This window comes from Pelatocladus sp., from assembly GCF_059505505.1.
The window spans coordinates 1-19,933 of sequence record NZ_JCACKS010000232.1; the positions used below are offsets into that span (position 1 = coordinate 1).

Annotated in this window: 15 protein-coding genes; 7 read left to right on the top strand and 8 right to left on the bottom strand. The window is 40.0% G+C overall.

The window, feature by feature from the left end; genetic code table 11:
- A partial coding sequence (locus AC5JMK_RS22525; protein ID WP_495911074.1) for a PAS domain S-box protein occupies nucleotides 1–2,688 on the bottom strand: 2,688 nt, incomplete at its 3' end.
- A 192-nt stretch (nucleotides 2,689–2,880) separates the two neighbouring features.
- Here AC5JMK_RS22525 and AC5JMK_RS22530 point away from each other — a divergent pair.
- Entirely contained in the window at nucleotides 2,881–4,899 is a 2,019-nt protein-coding gene (locus tag AC5JMK_RS22530) for a glycoside hydrolase family 10-like protein (RefSeq protein WP_495911075.1), read from the top strand.
- A gap of 105 nt (nucleotides 4,900–5,004) precedes the next feature.
- On the opposite strand, the gene AC5JMK_RS22535 is transcribed toward AC5JMK_RS22530, so the two are convergent.
- Nucleotides 5,005–5,760, bottom strand: coding sequence for a DUF8692 domain-containing protein (locus AC5JMK_RS22535; protein ID WP_096676606.1), 756 nt, complete (start codon nucleotides 5,758–5,760; stop codon nucleotides 5,005–5,007).
- A 268-nt stretch (nucleotides 5,761–6,028) separates the two neighbouring features.
- On the opposite strand from AC5JMK_RS22535, the gene AC5JMK_RS22540 reads away from it, so the two are divergent.
- The 5 genes from AC5JMK_RS22540 (at nucleotide 6,029) to AC5JMK_RS22560 (ending at nucleotide 12,637) form a co-directional block, all read left to right on the top strand.
- Nucleotides 6,029–6,166, top strand: coding sequence for a hypothetical protein (locus AC5JMK_RS22540; protein ID WP_495911076.1), 138 nt, complete (start codon nucleotides 6,029–6,031; stop codon nucleotides 6,164–6,166).
- A gap of 76 nt (nucleotides 6,167–6,242) precedes the next feature.
- Nucleotides 6,243–7,637, top strand: a complete 1,395-nt coding sequence (locus AC5JMK_RS22545) for an SAM-dependent methyltransferase (RefSeq protein WP_495911077.1) — start codon at nucleotides 6,243–6,245, stop codon at nucleotides 7,635–7,637.
- Between the two features lie 378 nt (nucleotides 7,638–8,015).
- Nucleotides 8,016–10,334, top strand: a complete 2,319-nt coding sequence (locus AC5JMK_RS22550) for an ATP-binding protein (protein WP_495911078.1) — start codon at nucleotides 8,016–8,018, stop codon at nucleotides 10,332–10,334.
- Nucleotides 10,335–10,391: 57 nt separating this feature from the next.
- Nucleotides 10,392–10,835: a response regulator gene (locus AC5JMK_RS22555; protein WP_096676609.1), complete on the top strand. Its 444-nt coding sequence runs from the start codon at nucleotides 10,392–10,394 to the stop codon at nucleotides 10,833–10,835.
- A gap of 233 nt (nucleotides 10,836–11,068) precedes the next feature.
- Nucleotides 11,069–12,637 carry a hybrid sensor histidine kinase/response regulator gene (locus tag AC5JMK_RS22560; RefSeq protein WP_495911079.1) on the top strand — a complete coding sequence of 523 codons (1,569 nt, stop codon included), beginning with the start codon at nucleotides 11,069–11,071 and terminating at the stop codon, nucleotides 12,635–12,637.
- 262 nt (nucleotides 12,638–12,899) lie between these two features.
- Here the strand turns inward: AC5JMK_RS22560 and AC5JMK_RS22565 are convergent, their stop codons facing one another.
- Nucleotides 12,900–13,469 carry a hypothetical protein gene (locus AC5JMK_RS22565; protein ID WP_495911080.1) on the bottom strand — a complete coding sequence of 190 codons (570 nt, stop codon included), beginning with the start codon at nucleotides 13,467–13,469 and terminating at the stop codon, nucleotides 12,900–12,902.
- 347 nt (nucleotides 13,470–13,816) lie between these two features.
- Here AC5JMK_RS22565 and purT point away from each other — a divergent pair, with 347 nt between their 5' ends.
- Nucleotides 13,817–15,001 (top strand): formate-dependent phosphoribosylglycinamide formyltransferase, encoded by a 1,185-nt coding sequence (purT, locus tag AC5JMK_RS22570; protein WP_096676612.1) that lies wholly within the window; start codon nucleotides 13,817–13,819, stop codon nucleotides 14,999–15,001.
- Between the two features lie 111 nt (nucleotides 15,002–15,112).
- On the opposite strand, the gene AC5JMK_RS22575 is transcribed toward purT, so the two are convergent.
- The 5 genes from AC5JMK_RS22575 to AC5JMK_RS22595 all read right to left on the bottom strand — a co-directional run bounded on the left by AC5JMK_RS22575 (nucleotide 15,113) and on the right by AC5JMK_RS22595 (nucleotide 19,913).
- Nucleotides 15,113–15,541 (bottom strand): 2TM domain-containing protein, encoded by a 429-nt coding sequence (locus AC5JMK_RS22575; protein ID WP_096676613.1) that lies wholly within the window; start codon nucleotides 15,539–15,541, stop codon nucleotides 15,113–15,115.
- Nucleotides 15,542–15,801: 260 nt separating this feature from the next.
- Complete coding sequence (locus tag AC5JMK_RS22580; protein WP_096676614.1) at nucleotides 15,802–16,818, bottom strand: sulfate/molybdate ABC transporter ATP-binding protein; 1,017 nt, start codon at nucleotides 16,816–16,818, stop codon at nucleotides 15,802–15,804.
- A 146-nt stretch (nucleotides 16,819–16,964) separates the two neighbouring features.
- Nucleotides 16,965–17,675, bottom strand: a complete 711-nt coding sequence (gene rpiA / locus AC5JMK_RS22585; protein ID WP_096676615.1) for a ribose-5-phosphate isomerase RpiA — start codon at nucleotides 17,673–17,675, stop codon at nucleotides 16,965–16,967.
- Nucleotides 17,676–17,821: 146 nt separating this feature from the next.
- Complete coding sequence (locus AC5JMK_RS22590) at nucleotides 17,822–19,189, bottom strand: NAD(P)/FAD-dependent oxidoreductase (RefSeq protein ID WP_495911081.1); 1,368 nt, start codon at nucleotides 19,187–19,189, stop codon at nucleotides 17,822–17,824.
- 55 nt (nucleotides 19,190–19,244) lie between these two features.
- Entirely contained in the window at nucleotides 19,245–19,913 is a 669-nt protein-coding gene (locus AC5JMK_RS22595) for a cytochrome c oxidase subunit 3 (protein WP_495911082.1), read from the bottom strand.
- Between the last annotated feature and the right edge of the window lie 20 nt (nucleotides 19,914–19,933).

The following is a 19,933-nucleotide window of genomic DNA, read 5'->3' on the forward strand; positions in this document are numbered from 1 at the left end:
AGGAATCACCATGTAATCTCTTGCGCTACATTTTGAAGTGCGGAATGTGGGTTTACTACTAACTGACACTGTTCCTTCATGCAAGTTAGCAATTCGCTTTACAACTGCTAGCCCTAAACCCGTGCCATTGTACTGACGATTGAGGCTGCTATCAAGCTGGATAAAAGGTTGAAACAGTTTGCCGATATCTTCAGGAGCAATGCCGATACCAGTGTCTGTCACACTGAAGCAGAGATGAACAGACGATGAAACAGACACAGAAAAACGATCTTCCTCTCCTCCCCTGTGTCCTCCGCTCCCCAATCCCCGTTGGGACCCACCATCCTCAATCCCCTGCACTTCTTCCACCCAAACTTCTAGCCTTACAGATCCTTTTTCCGGCGTGAATTTGATGGCATTGCTAAGTAAATTGATCAGTACTTGACGCAGACGGCGTTCATCCACCTGAATATTGCCAATGTTTTGAGAAATACTTGTGCTAAGACGAATATTCTTTTTCAGCGCCATCTGTTTGATAAAGGCGAGGCTGCTATTACACAGAGTTTTCACTGAAACGTCACTTAGTTGTAGTTCCAGTTTGCCAGACTCGATTTTAGACAAATCAAGAATATCGTTAATTAGTTCGAGCAGATGTTTGCCACTGCGTTCGATTGTGGCGATCGCTTTTGCCTGTCGTTCATTGCTCGAACCAAACACACCTTCGAGAAAACCTTCAGACATGCCCAGGATAGCATTAAGAGGCGTTCGCAGTTCGTGGCTCATGTTTGCAAGGAATTCATCTTTGAGGCGAGTAGCGCGTGCAAGTTCGGCGTTGATGTTGGTAAGCTGTTCATTTGTCTGCTTTAGTTGCTCCTCAGCTTGTTTGCGATCGCTCATATCACTCACTCGTACTAAATTCAAGGTACGTCCGGCTACAGTAATCGGCTTGGCTGCAATGTTGCCCCAAAAAATGTTGCCTTGCCGAGTCACATATTCTATTTCTCGGCTCCAAAAACCTTTTGACTGGAGTTCTGCTACAATAGCAGCCATTTCATCGGGAGAGAATTGATGGCGCTGGAGTATATGTCCTTCAATGCCAATCAGTTCTGCTTTGTCAGCTACACCAAACAGTTCCACCGCTCGCCGATTACAATCAAGAGTTAGCAGCGTTTGAGAATCGACTAAAAACAAAGCATCGGCAGATTCGTTGAAAATGGCCTCCCGTAAGTCCCTGTTTTGACTAAGTTCTTGTTCTGCCTGTTTACGTTTTGTAATGTCAATATGACAACCAATCATCCGGAGTGGATTACCATTTTGCTCCCATTCAATAACGCGACGTGAACAGATGACCCAAACTGTAGAACCGTCCTTATGCCGATATCTCACCTCGTTGTAACAGGGTATTTGACCACGACTTTTGATGTGTTGCTCAAAGCTTTCGAGAACCCCAGGTAAATCTTCTCTAAAAATCAGACTGTGCCAAGTCTCTGATGTATTAGGTAACTCGTGATCCTCATAGCCAAACATCTGCTTAAAGCTGGGGCTTAAGTATACCTGATTGCCTAGAATATTCCAGTTCCAGTAACCTGCGTGTGCTATTTCCAGGATATCTTCAAGAAGTTGTAGATCAATTTGCAACCTCTGTGCTTGTCGTAGCTTTTCCTCTGTCTGCTTGCGTTCTGCGAGTTCTGTCTGTAACTGCTCATAGGCACTAGCCTGCTGAATTGCGATCGATATTTGCACCCCAAGTTGATCTAATAAGTCCAATTCCACAGATTGCCATTGACGAGATGCACAACATTGGTGGACAACTAATAATCCCCATAACTGATCTGTTACCAAAATAGGCACTACTAAATTAGCTTTGACTTCAAATTGTTCAAGCAATTGTAAATGGCACTGAGTTAAGTTTGCTTGATAAATATCGTTGATTGCCCGTTTTTTTCCTTGCAGATAGTCACTTCCGGCTCCCTGTTGAAAGCAGGTATCTGCAATTTGTGTCCCCAGAGCAACTGTCCAACCCGGAAGAACTGACTCTGCAACAATAGTGCTGCTCGTATCTGGAGAAAATTTATACACAACTACCCGATCAGCCTTGAGAAAGTGGCGTACTTCTGTTGTGGTTGTACGCAGAATCTCTTCTAGCTTCAGTGTTTGACGAATCCGTAAAGCGATCGCACCAATTAGTTGTTGTTGTTCTCGACTTTTTTCTAGTTGTCGAGTCAGATGCATTTGTTCGACTGCATGATGAATTGCACGTTGTAGAACTTTAGCTGTGAGGTCATCTTTAATCAGATAATCCTGAGCATCATTTTTCATCGCGCTGACAGCAATCATTTCATCCCCTTGTCCTGTCAACATGATCACAGCACATTGGGTATTTTTCAGTCGTTCCCGAATTTGCTGAATAAACTTTAGCCCATCCCCATCAGGTAACAAAAAATCCAGCAAAATTACATCTGGGATCTCTTGCTGACACCATTGCATCGCTTGCGTTCCTGTCTCAAACTCCACAATACGATAGGTGTACAGGCTATCGCGTTTCAAAAAGCGACAACATGCTTTACGGTCATCAGCGCAATCATCAATCAGCAGGATGGTGAGAGAAGAGCAAGGAATCATGTCAAAAATACAAACGCGATCGCATTTCCAAAGAAATTGTATCTCTACAAATATGATGTTAAAAACATCATGGATGTTAAATAGCATTGAGGTTAATGAGTAATAAATAATAAAGTTTTTTAAATATTTTTTACAAAATGTTTGTGATAGATATTGAATCTTTAAAACACTATGGTCTGTTGCGATCGCACAATTGTTGATAAACCTAAAAAGTCATAACAAAACCGTCGAAAAAATCACAAAGCTGACTAAAATCAATCTAGCTAGCTGGGATTGAATATGGTATCAACTTCTACTCGCTTTTCGGATATTCAAAATCATTGGGCCCGTGCTTTTATTGAAGCTTTAGCACAGCGTAAAATTTTAAACGGATATCCCAATGGCACGTTTCGTCCCGATAACTCAGTCACTCGTGCGGAGTTTGCTGCCATCATTACCACAGTTTTTAACCAACCTGGCAAGCGGGAGTATGTTCCGTTTACTGATGTTCCCGCAAACCACTGGGCAGCAAATGCAATTCAAAAAGCTTACGAAATCGGATTTCTGTCTGGCTATCCTAATCGCATTTTCGGTCTCAATAATAGAATTGCTAAAGGTGATGTTTTAGTATCTTTAGTTGGTGGCTTAGGTCTGAGTAGTAATATTAAGCCTGATTTATTAGCAGTACTTCCCCTGATCTATAACGATGCGGCTAGTATTCAGGAATATGCCAAAAATGCAGTGGCGATCGCCACTCGTGCTGGTATAGTAGCTAATTTTCCTAACGTGAAAATACTGAATCCCAAGGTCGCTGCAACCCGAGCGGAGGTGGCAACAATAGTTTATCAAGCATTGGTATATCAGGGTCAAGCAGAGAAAATCCCCTCTAACTATATAGTGGTTGCTCCTGAAGCTGGAAGTCTATCATCACCACCTGTTGCAACTGTCAGTCATAGTCGAGAGTTTCGAGCGGCTTGGGTAGCTTGTGTGTGGAATAGTGATTGGCCTTCTAAAATAGGACTTTCTGTTGCACAGCAAAAAGCCGAGTTAATCAAAATTATTGAAAAATTAGATGCTCTCAATTTTAATGCCTTGATATTGCAGGTACGACCAGAGGGCGATGCAATGTATGCTTCCCAATTGGAACCGTGGAGTGCTTGGTTAAGCGGAACTCAGGGAAAAGCACCAGATCCATTTTATGATCCATTGGAGTTTGCGATCGCCGAATGTCACAAGCGCAATATCGAACTTCATGCTTGGTTTAACCCTTACCGGGCTAGCACTTCCACTAATCCAGCTAAAACTGTTCGTCCCCACATCGCAGTAACCAATCCAGAATGCGTCTACTTGTGGAAAACTCAGCGCTGGATGGACCCAGGACAGAAAATTGTTCAGGAACGAGCTTACAATGTGATCTTAGATGTGGTAAAGCGCTACGATGTTGATGGCATTCACTTAGATGATTATTTTTATCCCTATCCCATAGAGGGTCAATCTTTCCCCGATGATAAAACCTACGCCGCATACAAAGCCACTGGTGGTACACTCGGCGTTAGTGATTGGCGTCGGGACAATGTGAACAAAATGGTGCAGCGCCTATGGCAGGGAATTAAAGCAACTAAACCCTACGTTAAATTTGGCATTAGTCCCTTTGGTATCTATCGCCCCGGACAACCCCCTGGTATTACTGGGTTAGACGCTTATAATGTGCTATATGCCGATGCAAAAAAATGGCTAGAACAAGGTTGGATTGATTATATTGCTCCCCAGCTTTACTGGCGCACCGACCAAACACAACAAAGTTATTCTGCATTGTTGAAGTGGTGGACAGAAGTTAACACTAAACAAAGACATGTTTATGCAGGTAATAATCTTACAGAACCAAGCAACAAAAGTCGAGAAAGTGGCGAAATTGAAAAGCAGGTGAAAATTAGTCGTAGCCAAGCTGGACAGTTGTCCCTAGGAAATATTTTCTTTAACGTCGGTGTTTTGATAGACAATAGTCAGGGTATCGCCGATAAATTACAGTTGCTTTACAACAAGCCTGCCTTACCTCCAACATTATCTTGGCAGAATACCACACCATCAGCACCGCCCACAGCCCTACAAGTTAGTAACCGTAAATTAACTTGGAAGCCAGGTGATAACAGTCAGATTCGTTCTTGGACAGTTTATAGACAAAGTGGCGATAACTGGACACTCCAACGAGTTTTGCCTGCTAATACTACTTTTACAACCGTAGAACCGGGAACTTACGCCATATGTGCGGTAGATAGATTAGCTAATGAAAGTGTGGGAATAGCGATCGCAGTTAGTTAAAACCTACTAGAAGAGGGACAAGAGGACATGGGGGGAAAACAGACTATTTTTCTCTGAAGTTCCCCCAGTAATCTCATGTTCTGATAATTACAAAAATATACAGTACTACCGTTGTAGATCAGCATTATCAATGAATCTCAGTTTTGCTTGCATTGCTGATTTTTGGATACAAAAGTGAACTTGTGTTAAATTTAAGTTCATGTATGAAAGCAACGCATATATAAACACAACGATACCAAACATCTCGCAGAACTCTTCAACAGCCGTGATCATGGCATAGTTCATATTCTCAAAACTGTAGAGTTCATCATAACGTCCGGCAAACATTTCCGCGCCGATTGCACCGCTAACGAAGATAGTACCAGCAACGAAAAATAAAAGACTTATCTTTCTTGGAAGATGAGCCAAAAATTTGAGATACGATACCACAAATATCAGTATAAGGGGAATGGCAACAGCAACCCAACCGTAGTGAAGAAAACCTGTTCTGTTGATACTTGAACCTAGTATTGCGTCTGCATTTTCATGAATCATCGCTACTTCGTCTATAGATAGATACAGAAAAATAGCTGATAAAACTTTCCAATGGAGGATGTAACGAGCACGAGCGATCTTTTGAGATGTAGCAATCAATGCCAACAGCAGCGAACAAAATAATAGTGTAATGGATGAGTACCATGTAGGAATGTTAGAATCCTCACCCACATTGAACAACCTTACTAATCCAAAAAGATTGCCATGACCGAGAATATACCTAGAAAATTGTCCAGCTAGGCTAACACAACTTAAACATATAACTACGATGGTCAAGACTAAGGCAACCTTTTTAGGAGAAATAGAGAGTGTCAATTTTACTACCACGGTTTTTTTGAAATTGAAAAACTAAATTATAAAAGTAATTTTCTTTACTGGTATTCTACATTAAATATTAGTTAATATATTTTTAACTTAAATTTAACTTGTAAGCTCAAGATACACTAGTGACTCAGTACAGTTTTTGTTCTCTGTTAATAGTTCCCTATCTTCATATCCTGTACCAACTTTTTGTCTCGCCAAGAAATAAATTTCAAAGGCTTCCTAGTCAGATTTATCTGACTAGGAAAGCCTTTGAGTCCGTTTAAACTGACTTATGGGGTTGAGAATTTATTCTCAGGCGGGATATGGGGTAGGTGCAAAATGTCAGTATCTCTACGAGTTATTCACCGAATCAAATCGGATTGCTATAAGTCCTGCAAGTATAGAGGCTGTAGGGGCAATTTATGTATGAGAAATTTTCTAAATTAGCAAGCAAAAAATAGTATATTTGCATTGAATGTAGATGTTGTTAGCCAAATTTTAGCTGTATGTCAATAGGTAGTAAATTTCAGAATCATCAAATAAAAACAACCGACTGGAGATTATATTCTGGCTTTTTACATGAGGGTAGGTCAGATTTTGAGTCCGTACATATCTTGTTAGGTCGTTTTTTAGCAGATAGAACTTCTCCCAATCCACTTGCAGAAAAACCATTATTTGCTGCTGATGGCATTTTTGAATGGGGACACGCCCAGCCATTAGAAAAAGTCATAAATTCACGTAAAGATTTTGAGTTTCTACTGCTGCATCCCAATTTGTTTCGCAAGTCTATAACTATTATTGAACCCTGGCATCAAGTAGGCATTAATGCTCTGGGCGAAGAGGTGCGGGCTTCTAAAAATGTTGCTTACATTGCTCAGAAAGTTGCTGATATGGACTCTGTATTGCTACCTGTTTGGTCAACAGGAGTACTAGATTTGGATTTAGTTCTTGCAGCAATTACTTCTGGCTATGCGGTAGTAGTGGAAGGAGGCGATCCATCCGTGTACGACCCATCGGGATGGATATATCCAGCATGTCCACGAGAGGATATGTTTGCATTGGCAGAAAAATTACTCATTTCGCGATCGCCTACTAGTGCGCCAGCAATATTCATTTGTCTGGGTCATCAATTGGCTGCTGAATGTCATATCCGACTGATTCGCAAAGCAGTCGAACAAGTACTGAGCATGAAGACTTTAGAGCGCGATCACGATGGTAAAGCCTTAAAATCATTGCAAGCAGTATGCTTGCGGATTGAAGCTATGGGCAATACACTGCAAGTAAAAAAACGTGATGGTCGCTTAGTTGCTTCTGGCTGGAATGATGCCCATTTTGCAGTTGCACTCAACGAAACTAAGGAAGTTGGCGCTCGTGTTTTGTTACCTTATCAGTCCCCCGATGGCGATGTTTTAAGTATTCCTTGGGAAATTATCTATGCTCACGATATTACAGCCGACACTCATGAGGGCGTGATTGACACGACCATTCAATATGAGCGGGAAGTTTCAATTTCGATGTTCCATTCTGATGAAGTCAACGAGGAAGCAATACTATTTGCTAATTGGGCTTACCGTAGTATCCATGATGCGATCGTTCCTTATCGGCAGATTATTGCTGGAAGTCCTTTATCATGGCTGATACAACTTCCCGATTCTGTAGAAATTCTCTGCTCAACAGCAGTTAATGGTGAAATAGTCACAGAATGTTCGGCAACTTGTATTAACTACAAAGACTTTGAAACTAAGAAAATTCGCCGTTCCTTTACTTGTCAATTCCACCCAGAACTATTATCTGATTTGCGGGCTATCAGTAACAGTGAAGCTCCATCTTATTCAACCCTAAAGAATGATGATGGTGTCCGCTTATTTGTACGGCTGCTGTATGCGGGGATGCAAGAGTAATACGGATATATGGGGTGTAGGGATAATTCATACATACCCCACACCCTTAGTTTTGATAAAACTCATCAGTCCCAATACTGAAAATGCTAAAGTCAAAACAAGCGGAGGTGTTCATATGGCTCAAGCTTTACCTAAACTATTTACCTTATGTAAATAAACGTAAAATCATGAGAATATTTCCTCGTAAGTGCTAAAGCGCTTATTACGAGCCTTTAATTATTTATATTGACCTACATTTATGTACTCTATTTAGATTGCCATCTATCCAAAATATTTAAAAAATGTTAAGATAGAGAACAATGATAAAATTTTAGGGTAAGCAAAAACACTAACCCCAATCATGCAGTTTAACTAGCACTTTATTAAAAATCTTATTGTTTGGAGTTGTTATTAACTAGCCACGACGATCTCACTTTTAATCCTGGCTTAGTCCAGGCTCATGGTGTACTTTTAGCACTAAGTACACAGTTGCAGATATTACAAGTTAGCAGCAATACTCAAGACTATTTGGGTAAACAGCCAGAGGAGTTGCTTGGCAAACCTCTCGGTTTTTTGCTCGATACTTTGTGTTTAGAAGCGATCGCTCAACTTCCAACAGACGAAATTGACACTCTTAATTACCTGAAGCTATCAGTTCGCACAAATGAAGGTGAGCGAGACTTTGATGGTTTTGTGCATCGAGTAGAAGACACCATCATTTTAGAGCTAGAACCAACACAATCACCAGTTCAAGTAAATTTCTTGAACATTCACACCTTAATCAAAGGAGCGATCGCCAAACTCAAACGCACAAATAATCTGATAGATTTCTTACAACTTGCAGCCCAAAAAATCCGCAATATTACAGAATTTGACAGGGTGATGGTCTATCAATTTGACCATCAAGGCGCAGGTTCAGTGATTGCTGAGGTCAAAACACAAGAGTTATCGCCTTATTTAGGACTCCACTATCCAGCCACAGACATCCCACGAGGAGCTAGAGATTTATACAGTCGCAATCCGTTGCGGATTATACCATGTATTAACGCTCAACCTGTAGAATTAATTCCTCCAAAAGATGATACTCCCCTTGATTTAAGTTTGTGTGTGCTGCGGAGTGTTGATCCTTGCTGTGCGGAATATCATCAAAATATGGGTGTGGCTGCTCTTATGGCCATTCCCCTGCTCAAAGATGGAAAACTGTGGGGATTAATTTCCTGTCATCATCAAACTCCTAGATATGTCCCTTATGAAATCCGGGCTGGGTGCGAATTTTTGGGACAAATTGTGTCATCGGAGTTGGCGAATAAAGTAATTCAAGAAGAAGTAGACTATAAAATTAAATTGGAATCTCTGCGGTCTGGTGTTGTAGAGTCGATTTCTCAAGCAGATAACTTTAGAGATGCATTAATCCAGCCTGAACCCCGCTTATTAGGTCTTGTGGGTGCGACAGGTGCGGCGGTTTGTTTGGATGGTGAAATTTCTCTGGTGGGAGCAACACCGGATATTGAAGATGTGCGATCGCTAATAACTTGGGCAGATGCTCAGGTGAGAGACAATATATTTTATACTGATTCTCTGCCTAAGCTTTACCCAGAAGCTGAGACATTTAGAGATATTGCTAGTGGTTTGTTCCTATTGCGGATTTCTAAATTGCGACATTATTATATTCTCTGGTTTCGCCCCGAAGTAATCCGCACGGTAAACTGGGCAGGTAATCCCAACGAATCGATTCAAGTTAACTCAGATGGTAGTGTCACCCTTTGTCCTAGAAAGTCCTTTGAAAAATGGCAAGAACTTGTAAGATTAACATCTGTACCTTGGCAAGAATGCGAAATTGATAGTGCTTTGAGTCTACGAAATGCGATCGTTGGGATTGTTCTTAAAAAAGCAGAAGAATTAGCGAAGATCAACCAAGAACTAGAAAGCAGTAACCGCGAATTAGCTTCTTTTGCTTATGCAGCTTCCCATGATCTCAAGGAACCCTTAAGGGGTATATATAACTACTCAATAATTCTCCTTGAAGACTATGCATCCGTCCTAGATGAAGATGCTATAGAGTACTTACAGACTGTAATTTCCTTGTCAGTACGCATGGAAACCCTGATTAATGGTCTACTACGACTATCGCAATTAGGGCAAGCAGCACTACATTTACAAACAGTTAATTTAAACGAATTGCTTGATCAAGTTATCAACATATTTAATGCTAGCCGTCAGCAACATAATCTTGAAGTTCGTATTCCCAGACCTTTACCAACAATTCGCTCTGACTCAGTTCTCGTTAATGAGGTCTTTAGTAACCTGATTACTAATGCTTTCAAATACAACGATAAAACAGAAAAATGGGTGGAAATTGGCTACTTGGACAGGGAGGGATCGGGGATTGGGGAAGGTGAGACCTCTGGAGGGGATAAGGGTAAACGGGGATTGGGGATCGGGGGACAGGGGGACGCTGATCAACAAATCTCCGCGTCTTCTGTTGATTCCCAACCTCCAATCACTTTCTACGTACGAGATAACGGTATTGGAATTCCAGCCCATCACCACCAAACCATCTTCAAACTTTTCAAGCGCCTGCATACTCAAGAAAAATATGGCGGTGGAACAGGTGCAGGACTTGCGATCGCCAAGAAAATAATTGAACGTCACGGCGGCCAAATTTGGGTTGAATCTACCCCAGGCGAAGGATCAACATTTTATTTAACACTAGGATAAGTTAAGATATATTACAAAAGTTTTTAATAAATATAATTTGCTCAGATAGATCAACTAATGGCAACAAAACTTAATGAACCACTATTGGTTGTTGAGGACAGCAACGAGGATTTCCGGATTCTCCAACGCCTGATGCGGCGAATGGCTGTCCAAAACCCTATACATCGTTGTACTAGTGGGGATGAAGTTTTAGACTACCTTTATCAAGAAGGAAAAAACAGCGATGGATTATTGCGACCTTCGGTGATTCTGCTAGACCTGAATTTACCAGGAATCGATGGTCGTGACATCCTAGAGCAACTTAAGCAAGATAAAATTTTTAGAGAAATTCCCATAGTAATTTTCACGACTTCATCCAACCCCAAGGATATTGAATTCTGCTATCAAAAGGGCGCAAATGGCTATCTCGTCAAGCCAATGGATGTCCAAGAACTGCAAAAGACCATTCAAGCGTTTGTCGATTATTGGTTGCAAGTTAATATTTCACCGATTTCTGGATAACGGGGAATGGGGATTCTCCAGAGGAGACGCTACGCGTACGGGGACAAGGAGGACAACTTATCAGTTAACAGTTAACAGTTATCAAATTAAACTGATCACTGTTAACTGATTCATGCCCAATCCCCAATGGCAAACACTTATATTTTTTTTACATTTTTTTTAGTTTTTCTTAATATTTTTGTAATTTATGGCAATGTTAAGGAAGGAGTTTTGTACCCCTGCCCCATTTTCTTATGCCGAATGCCTGGAAGCTGCTCATCATTGATGATTGTGCAACGGATCGGAAAATCTATCGTCGCTTTCTTTTGAAAGATCCTCACCATTATTACCAAATTATGGAGGCAGATTCAGCAGAAGTTGGACTTGGTTTGTGCCAAAATATACCTTGTGATCTGATTCTGCTAGATTTTTGCTTGCCAGATATGAGCGGAATCGAATTTCTAGATCAGCTTAGACAGAAAACCTTTGGTTCTTCCGTACCCGTGATTATGTTGACTGGACGGGGTGATCAAGAGATTGCTGTACAAGCGATGAAAAGGGGTGTCCAAGATTATTTAGTTAAGCAACATCTGAAACCGGATGTTTTACAACTAGCAGTTCGTAATGTGATCAAGCAATTATGTCTGCAAACTCAGTTACAAAAGACTCAGGAACGACAACGCTTGATTGCTACGATGTTGTTACGAATTCGCCAGTCTCTTGATTTAGAGGAAATTTTATACACAGCTGTCAGGGAAGTTCAACAATTGCTCAAGTGCGATCGCATCATAGTATGTCAGTCTTCTCCAGAAGCAGATTCTGAACAAACTGGTCAAAATAATTCTTTATTATGTTACTGGGCAGGCTCAGATGATTGCAATCTCAACCCGCTAGAGCTATTAGATAGTCAAGAAAATCTAATAGTTCCCATTACTTTGAGTGATCAACAAATAGTATCAAAACCTTGGGGTTTTTTGATTGCTCATCATTGTACGGAAAAACGAGAATGGCAATCTGACGAACTAGAGATAATGTGTGAAGTGTCTGTACAACTAGCGATCGCAATTCAACAAGCAGAATTACTCACACAGACTCAAGTTGCTCTAGAAAAAGAAAAACAACTTAATGCCTTTAAATCTCAAATCATCACGACTATTTCCCACGAATACCGCACACCCTTGGCTTCAATTTTAGCTGCTGCATCTACACTCAAGCAACATGGCGACCATCTTGAGGAATTAAAAAAACACAAGTTTTTGCATATCATTGAGCAGAAAGCACGACACATGTCCAAATTAATAGATGACATGCTAGTCATGAATCAATTTGAACTCAACAAGACTAAATTTAAAACAATTCCCCTCGATTTAGAGCAATTTTTCTCTAGCCTAATCAGTGAACAACAGCAATTAGTTAGCGATCGCCATGAATTCATTTTTCACAGTACTGGAAGTAATAAAGGCTTCTGCGGCGATCAAGGACTTTTACGTTTGATATTTAGTAATTTAATGTCCAATGCTATTAAATATTCTCCGAAAGGAGGCAATGTAGAATTTCATTTAATAGGCAAAGAATCTGAAGTTATATTTTTTATTCAAGACCAAGGTATAGGTATACCAATAGAAGAACAAAGCAACCTGTTTCAACCCTTCTGCCGAGCAAGTAATGTTGACACACTTCCTGGAACAGGTTTAGGATTAGCAATTACAAAAGCTTGCGTAGAATTACATGGTGGCAATATAAGCTTAGATAGTCAACCCAATCAAGGTACTAAAGTTACAGTTTGCCTACCAAAACAACATATACAAAAAAGTAGTCATTAATCATTAGTCAAAACAAGTAAAAAGTAAAAAGTAAAAAGTAAAAAGAAAGATTCCCACTGATAAATCTGTGGGCTTGAAAAAAGGACACCTTTTACCTTGCACTACGTGTCTCGGTAAAATTATGAGTGTTTAAGTGGGCTTGATACCCACAACTGAAGTTTTTTATGAGTGCCTTTTAACTTTTTACTTTTAACTTGGAGCGAAGCGACTGTCATTAGTTTCTTTCTTTGTCCTCCTTGTCCCTAATACCCGATCCCCAGTACTACGGTTCATATTTAACTACAGCTTGTCGCGCCAAAATTGAGTTTACACAATCTACGCTACCTGTGAATAATTTACAAGGTTCTCTTACCTCCGATAGTCCAACTACAACCCGAACATATAATCCATCATCTAACTCAATTTTTGACACTTCATATAGAAATCTCTTACGAGGATGTATAGCGAGTGCAGCTGATAATGCAGGTGTCGCACAGATAATAGCTTTTTTTCCAGGAGGTATATAATGATCGATAAAAAAGTCATGGTCTTTGGGATCGTCACTCCAACCGCTATATGACAATTTTGATGGCCAAGTTAGACATCTAGGATCTATTCCTTTATCACTAAATCCTTGGGAAAAAATTACTTTAGTAGTCCCTAAATAATTATTTTCTTTTTGCTTTTTTGCTTCTAAAAGCTGATTTGTTTTATCGATATCTATAATTCTGGCTCTTAAAATATCAAGTGAAAAGAAACTTGTCAATATGAGTGAAACTCCCAATAAGAAGATAGTTAATATCAGTAAGCTACTTTGAAAATAAATAGGTAATGGCAAATTTTTTCTTTTCATACTTAATATAGCGGTTTGCAATTAGAGTGTAGGAAAAAAACATAGACGCGTAGCAATTTGGTACAAGTAGCCACTGCGTGTCTAAGCACAGGGTACATCGATGCACACCGATAAAACTAGCTTTGTATGTGAAAAATACGACGACAAATGACTTAATTCACAAATGATAATGTAAATACCAAGTAAAGTTAGTAATTTTCGTGATATATTTTGATTGATTTGTAAATATAAATCTTTTCCAGAATTTGATAAAAATGCTAAATATTGCATCAACAACGTCAAATTTTACTAATGCGTTGAGCAATTTTTAACGATTAAAATTCTATTAAAAATAGATGAAGAGTATTATGGATAGTAATATTAAATTGCCACAAAAACTAATGTTACTTGGTTCGGGAGAACTAGGAAAAGAATTTGTGATTGCTGCTCAACGCCTTGGTAATTTTGTAATTGCTGTTGATCGCTATGAAAATGCTCCAGCAATGCAAGTTGCCGATTGTGCAGAAGTAATTTCAATGTTGAGTGGTGATGATTTGGAAAAAATGGTTAGTAAGTATCAGCCGGATTTTATCATACCGGAAATTGAAGCAATTAGAACAGAAAAATTGCTGGAATTTGAAGAAAGGGGAATCACAGTTATTCCAACCGCAGCAGCGACAAACTATACAATGAATCGCGATCGCATCCGGGAACTAGCACACCAAAAATTAGACATCAGAACTGCAAAATATGGTTATGCTTCTACCCTAGAAGAGTTAATTGCAATTTCTGATAAAATTGGTTTTCCGAATGTCGTCAAACCTGTAATGTCTTCTTCTGGTAAAGGTCAGTCAGTTGTCAAAGACAAAGGCGAAGTTGAGAAAGCGTGGAATTATGCGATCGCAGGTTCTAGAGGCGACACTCAAAAAGTAATCGTTGAAGAATTTATTAATTTTGAAATTGAGATTACTTTACTGACTATTAAACAATGGAATGCGCCGACAATTTTCTGTTCTCCAATTGGTCATCGTCAAGAAAGAGGAGATTATCAAGAATCTTGGCAACCTGCGGGAATTTCAGAAGAAATGATAGCACAAGCGCAGGAAATCGCCAGAAAAATTACTGATGCTTTAGGTGGTGCGGGAATTTTTGGTGTGGAATTTTTTATCACAAAAGATGAGGTTATTTTTTCAGAACTTTCACCTAGACCTCATGATACAGGAATGGTAACTCTGATCTCGCAAAATTTGAATGAATTTGAACTGCATCTGCGAGCAATTTTAGGTTTACCAATTCCCCATATAGAACAGTTGGGAGCTTCAGCAAGTGCGGTAATCTTAGCTTCCGAAAAATTGGATGCGATCGCTTACACAGGTGTAGCTGAGGCTTTATCAGAAAAAGATGTAGATATTAAGCTATTTGGTAAACCTACTGCTCATCCTTATCGTCGCATGGGAGTTGCTTTAGCAAAAGGTAACAATATTCAACAAGCACGAAAAAAAGCCACAACAGCCGCAAGTAAAGTCAAATTGACACCAAGATTTCTCGGTTAAGGAGGACAAATAAAAAGGGACGGGTAGTCATCCCTTTCTCGGTTATACTCAAGCGTCGTGTTTAGGAATTTGCAATCACAATAACTAGAAGCCTAGCAACTTAAAATATGCTCAAAAATCTTTATTTTTAAGATTTTGGCTATGCCATTTTTGAAAGGCTTTTTCATAAGCTTTTCCTTCATTTCGATAAACGCTCAAACCGTGAAAAAACAAACCTAAACCCCATCCTAATAATGGAAATATTGCCCAAAAATAACTAGGAGTAGTGAATAAATTTAACAAAATCAGTAATGAATTAACTGCTAAGAAAGAAATCAGATGTGCCGAGAAACCTTTGCGTCGAAAATTATTAAATGTTCGTCGTTGGTGTTGTTCTGATCGCTGAATTAACCATTGTTGTTCAGCTTTTTCCAGCATGTTAGGAGAAATATTTAATTCGGATGCCATTTCTACAAGTTGTTCTCGTGAAAATTCACCTTCCTGTTTTTGAGCAAGTGCCATTTGGAGAATTTGTTGTATGTCTTCCGAATCATAAGTCATAAAAACCTCTCCTCTAGGGATCTTGATAATTTAGCCTTAGACAAACTTTTCTACAGAAAAATCGTAACTTGAGGCAATAATATTGATGAAATTGATATCAGTTTAACGAAGTGGAGCAATTATATTGTGTCTGCTTAAACACTTATGCTATAAATTGGGTTGCTTATGAGTGTAGGGACGTACAACCACCAGCCATACGCCCCTACTCATGTATTTGTATCATCAAAAAATATCAAACAATTAAACGGTATAAGCCTTTCTCAAATCGAATAATAAAGCGGAAAAGACTTAGCTTCCTTCGGTTTGACATACACCTTTTGTTGTGGTTCTAAATTTAATTCATCAAAGCGATCGCGTGTCAAATGTGCTGTCACCACTTGTCCATCATCTAAAGTTAATTCTGCTTGAATTTCCCAACCTAGATGTATTAATCGGCTTACCCTTGCAGGTACGGTAGTACCGTTAAAAGATGTTTCAATAATCACATCTTGGGGACGCAGGAACATTTCTGAATTTGCTGAATCGAACCCATTATTTTGGAAAATATTTGAGGTACTCGGTAATACGTTTACGGGTCCAATAAAACTCATCACAAATGCTGTAGCGGGATGATCGTAAATATCGGCTGGTGTTCCGACTTGTTCTACACGTCCTTTATTCATCACCACGATTTCATCAGAAACTTCCATCGCTTCTTCTTGGTCGTGGGTAACAAAAACAGTCGTCACATGTACCTCATCATGCAAACGCCGCAACCAGGCGCGTAGGTCTTTACGGACTTTAGCATCTAGCGCCCCAAAAGGTTCATCTAATAACAACACATTTGGTTCTGCTGCTAAAGCCCTTGCTAAGGCTACTCTCTGGCGTTGACCACCGGATAATTGTGATGGATAGCGATCGCCTAGTCCACTCAGTTGTACTAATTCTAATAATTGTTCTACTCGCCCTTTCACTTTTGCTTTTGGTAACTTACGAATCTCCATACCAAAAGCAACGTTTTGTCGCACTGTCATGTGCTTAAATAAAGCATAATGCTGAAATACAAAACCGATATTTCGTTCCTGCACACTTTGATTAGTAGCATCCTTGCCAGTCAAGATTATTTTGCCAGTATCTGGCATTTCCAAACCAGCGATTAGCCGTAGCAAAGTTGACTTCCCTGATCCTGACGGTCCCAACAAAGCAACCAGAGATCCACTTTTTATTTCTAGACTCACCTGATCAACCGCTTGGAAACTGCCAAACTGTTTGGATACGTTTTCGACTACTATGCCCACTGCTAGGAACCTCTACAACTAATCTACGGTTGTTTGATGGGGTTTGTGTATTTCATATATATCATAAAAGTGAAGCACTTATGAACTACCTACGCACTTCGCGTAGCTAAGTGCGAGGTTTTTGACGCTTCATCTGCTGAAGTTGTCTAAATTTTCCGCACTACAGGTAGACCATCTTTGACTTCGCCAATTAAAACGAGATCCGTGCAATTAACGAAAATACCATTCTCCAAAACACCAGGAATATTATTTAATGTTTTTTCGAGGTTAACTGGATCATCAATCGAGTCAAATTTGACGTCTATTACCATATTGCCTTGGTCTGTGATCACAGGGCCGGCTTTTTTCACACCCATTCGCAATTCTGGCTTACCACCAAGTTGTGCAACTGTGCGCATTACAGGGGTGATGGCCATTGGTATGACTTCTACTGGTACAGCAAAAACTGAACCCAGGCGATCAACCAATTTACCAGCATCCACAACGACAATAAACTGATCTGCTAAGTAATCGACAACTTTTTCGCGGGTATGTGCTGCGCCACCACCTTTGATTAAATTCTTCTGTGGATCGACCTCATCAGCACCATCAATAGCAATATCAATGTGGTCAATTGCATCTAGAGTAGTTAGTGGAATACCGTATTCCTTCGCCAGCACTTCTGCTTGAAAAGAGGTGGGAACACCCACAATATCTTTGATCTCGCCAGACTTAAGGCGTTCTCCAATATATTGAATCGCATAAGCTGTAGTTGAACCTGTACCTAAACCGACGATAGAACTAGATTTGACTAAATCGGCGGCAGCTTTACCAACTTGTTGCTTCATCAATTTTACGGGGTCTGTTGCTGCGGTCATTCCCAAAGCTCCTGAAAAACTGACTTATTCTACAAATACATATTAGGGGAGAAGAGGACAAATCAATTCAAAAGGGAGCATCCCAAATTTTTAAAATCCAAGATCTAAAATCCAAAATCTAAAATCGAATGACTTTTGACTTGTCTCTAATCCCTTTTCTCCTCATCTCCCAACATTCGCAGTAATTTTCTTGCAACTAAAACACCAATGAATCCTGCACCAACCAATTCCACTGCTTGCACCACTTTTTTTCCTACATCTTGAGGATCAAGGTGATGATGAAATATCTCTTCATCCAGCCATTGGGTAGTGGCTTTGAAGTCATGAATTGGAGTTGGCAATAGTGTTAAATAAGTGCCTTGGCGGATTAAGTGTGCGGGTTCACCTGCAACTTCAAAAGAATTGAATAAGTTAGCAGCAGCATCATTTAACCCCAATTTCAACAGGGTTCCTCGGATATTAACCTTAGCTGGTTCGAGTTCTTCTCCTAGAGCCAATGCTTTTAAATTACTGGCAATATTAGCTCCTTGTTGATAAGCGACTTGGGCTGTAGGTGGTAGCGAATTATTCTGAACTGCTGCACAATCACCACCTGCAAAAACTTCTGGAAAGTCAAGCAGTTGTAAGGTGGGGGTGACTAGAGGGCGATCACGATGGTCTCGATGTTCTTTGGGAATTGGTAAATCTTGAATCAGGGGATGAGTAGAAGTACCAGCAGCCCAGATTGTGGTATGTGTTGGCAATTTTTTAACTTCATCATTACTCTTATATTCAATGGCGTTGGGGTGAACAGCAGTAGCTTCTGCTTCCGTCAGGATTTCAATTGGTACAGTGCGTTGTTGTAATTCTTTCTCAGCAATTGAACGTAGTGGATCGTTAATATCGCCATCAAGAATCTGTTGACCATGATTGAGGAGAATCACACGAATTTCACTGTGATTACCTCCTAAAGCAGAATACCAATGTGGGAGAAAATCAGCTAAAGTTCCCGCCATTTCTACACCGGAAGCACCACCACCAACCACTACTACTGTTAACAATCTCCGGCGTTGTTCTACATCTTCTGTTTGGACGGCTTTTTGTAAACAGTCGCGTAAGTGACGATCAAGAGCGATCGCATCTGCTTGTGTCCAGAAAGGTAGAGCATATTCTTTGGCTCCCTCGACCTGATGATAGCTAGTAACACTACCTAAAGCTAATACTAAGTTGCTGTATTTGTAAGAATTTCCTGAAGCTAATTTGACTTCCTGTTGATGCAAGTCTATCGATTGCACCGTATCTTGAACAAAGATGACACCGCTACCCTCAAGTAATTGCGAAAAACGCGGTACTACTTGGAAGCTATCCATTTCGCCATCAAAATACTCGTAAAGTAACGGCTTAAAACAAAAGCGATCGTCTTTATCAATCAAAATGACAGAACGAGGATAATGTTCGTGAGCTAGGTGCAAAGCTGTAAATAGTCCGGTAAAACCGCCGCCGACAATCACAGTTTGATAAACAGGGCTGTTCATACAATACTCTCCAAACTCTTTTTAATTATTTATTGTTGTAATTTTCTGAATATTTTTATGCCTGCCAAAGGTAGATAAGAGAGAATAGAAAGATCCAAACTACATCAACAAAGTGCCAAAAAAGAGTTGTTGCACTCACACCGAAGTGACCTTTTTCATAATTACCTCGAATGAAGGAGCGAACAAACATAGTGATTTGAAGAATCACACCAGTAAGAACGTGCAGACCGTGGAAACCTGTTAATACGTAAAATGTTGAGCCAACTAGTCCTGTACTTAAGCCAAAATCAAGCTTGCTCCACTCAATTCCTTGACCAATTAAAAAGTAAGTTCCCATGCAAATTGTCATCAGCCACAACCAGCGAAATTTTTTGAGCTTATGACGCTTTAAGGCATTTTCTGCTGGTTGAATGACAAAGCTACTAGAAAGCAGCACTATCGTATTGATAATTACTAAAGTAGACAATTCGGGTCCAGAAACACCTGGCGGAAGCCAATTTCCTGAGTGGGTTAATCGTAGAGCAATATATGTAAAGATAAAACTTAAAAAAATTATACTTTCTGATAGCAGGAACACGGTAAATCCGAACATTCCTTTGCCATGATGGTCTTCAGCACTCCCGCCACCGCTTGGCAAAAAGCGCTTCAACCAATCTGGTAAGTATCGTCGCCACCGTTCAAAACGGATAGGACTTTCATCTATGTGAATGATGCGACGGGTCATAATTCAATTGGGGATTGGGG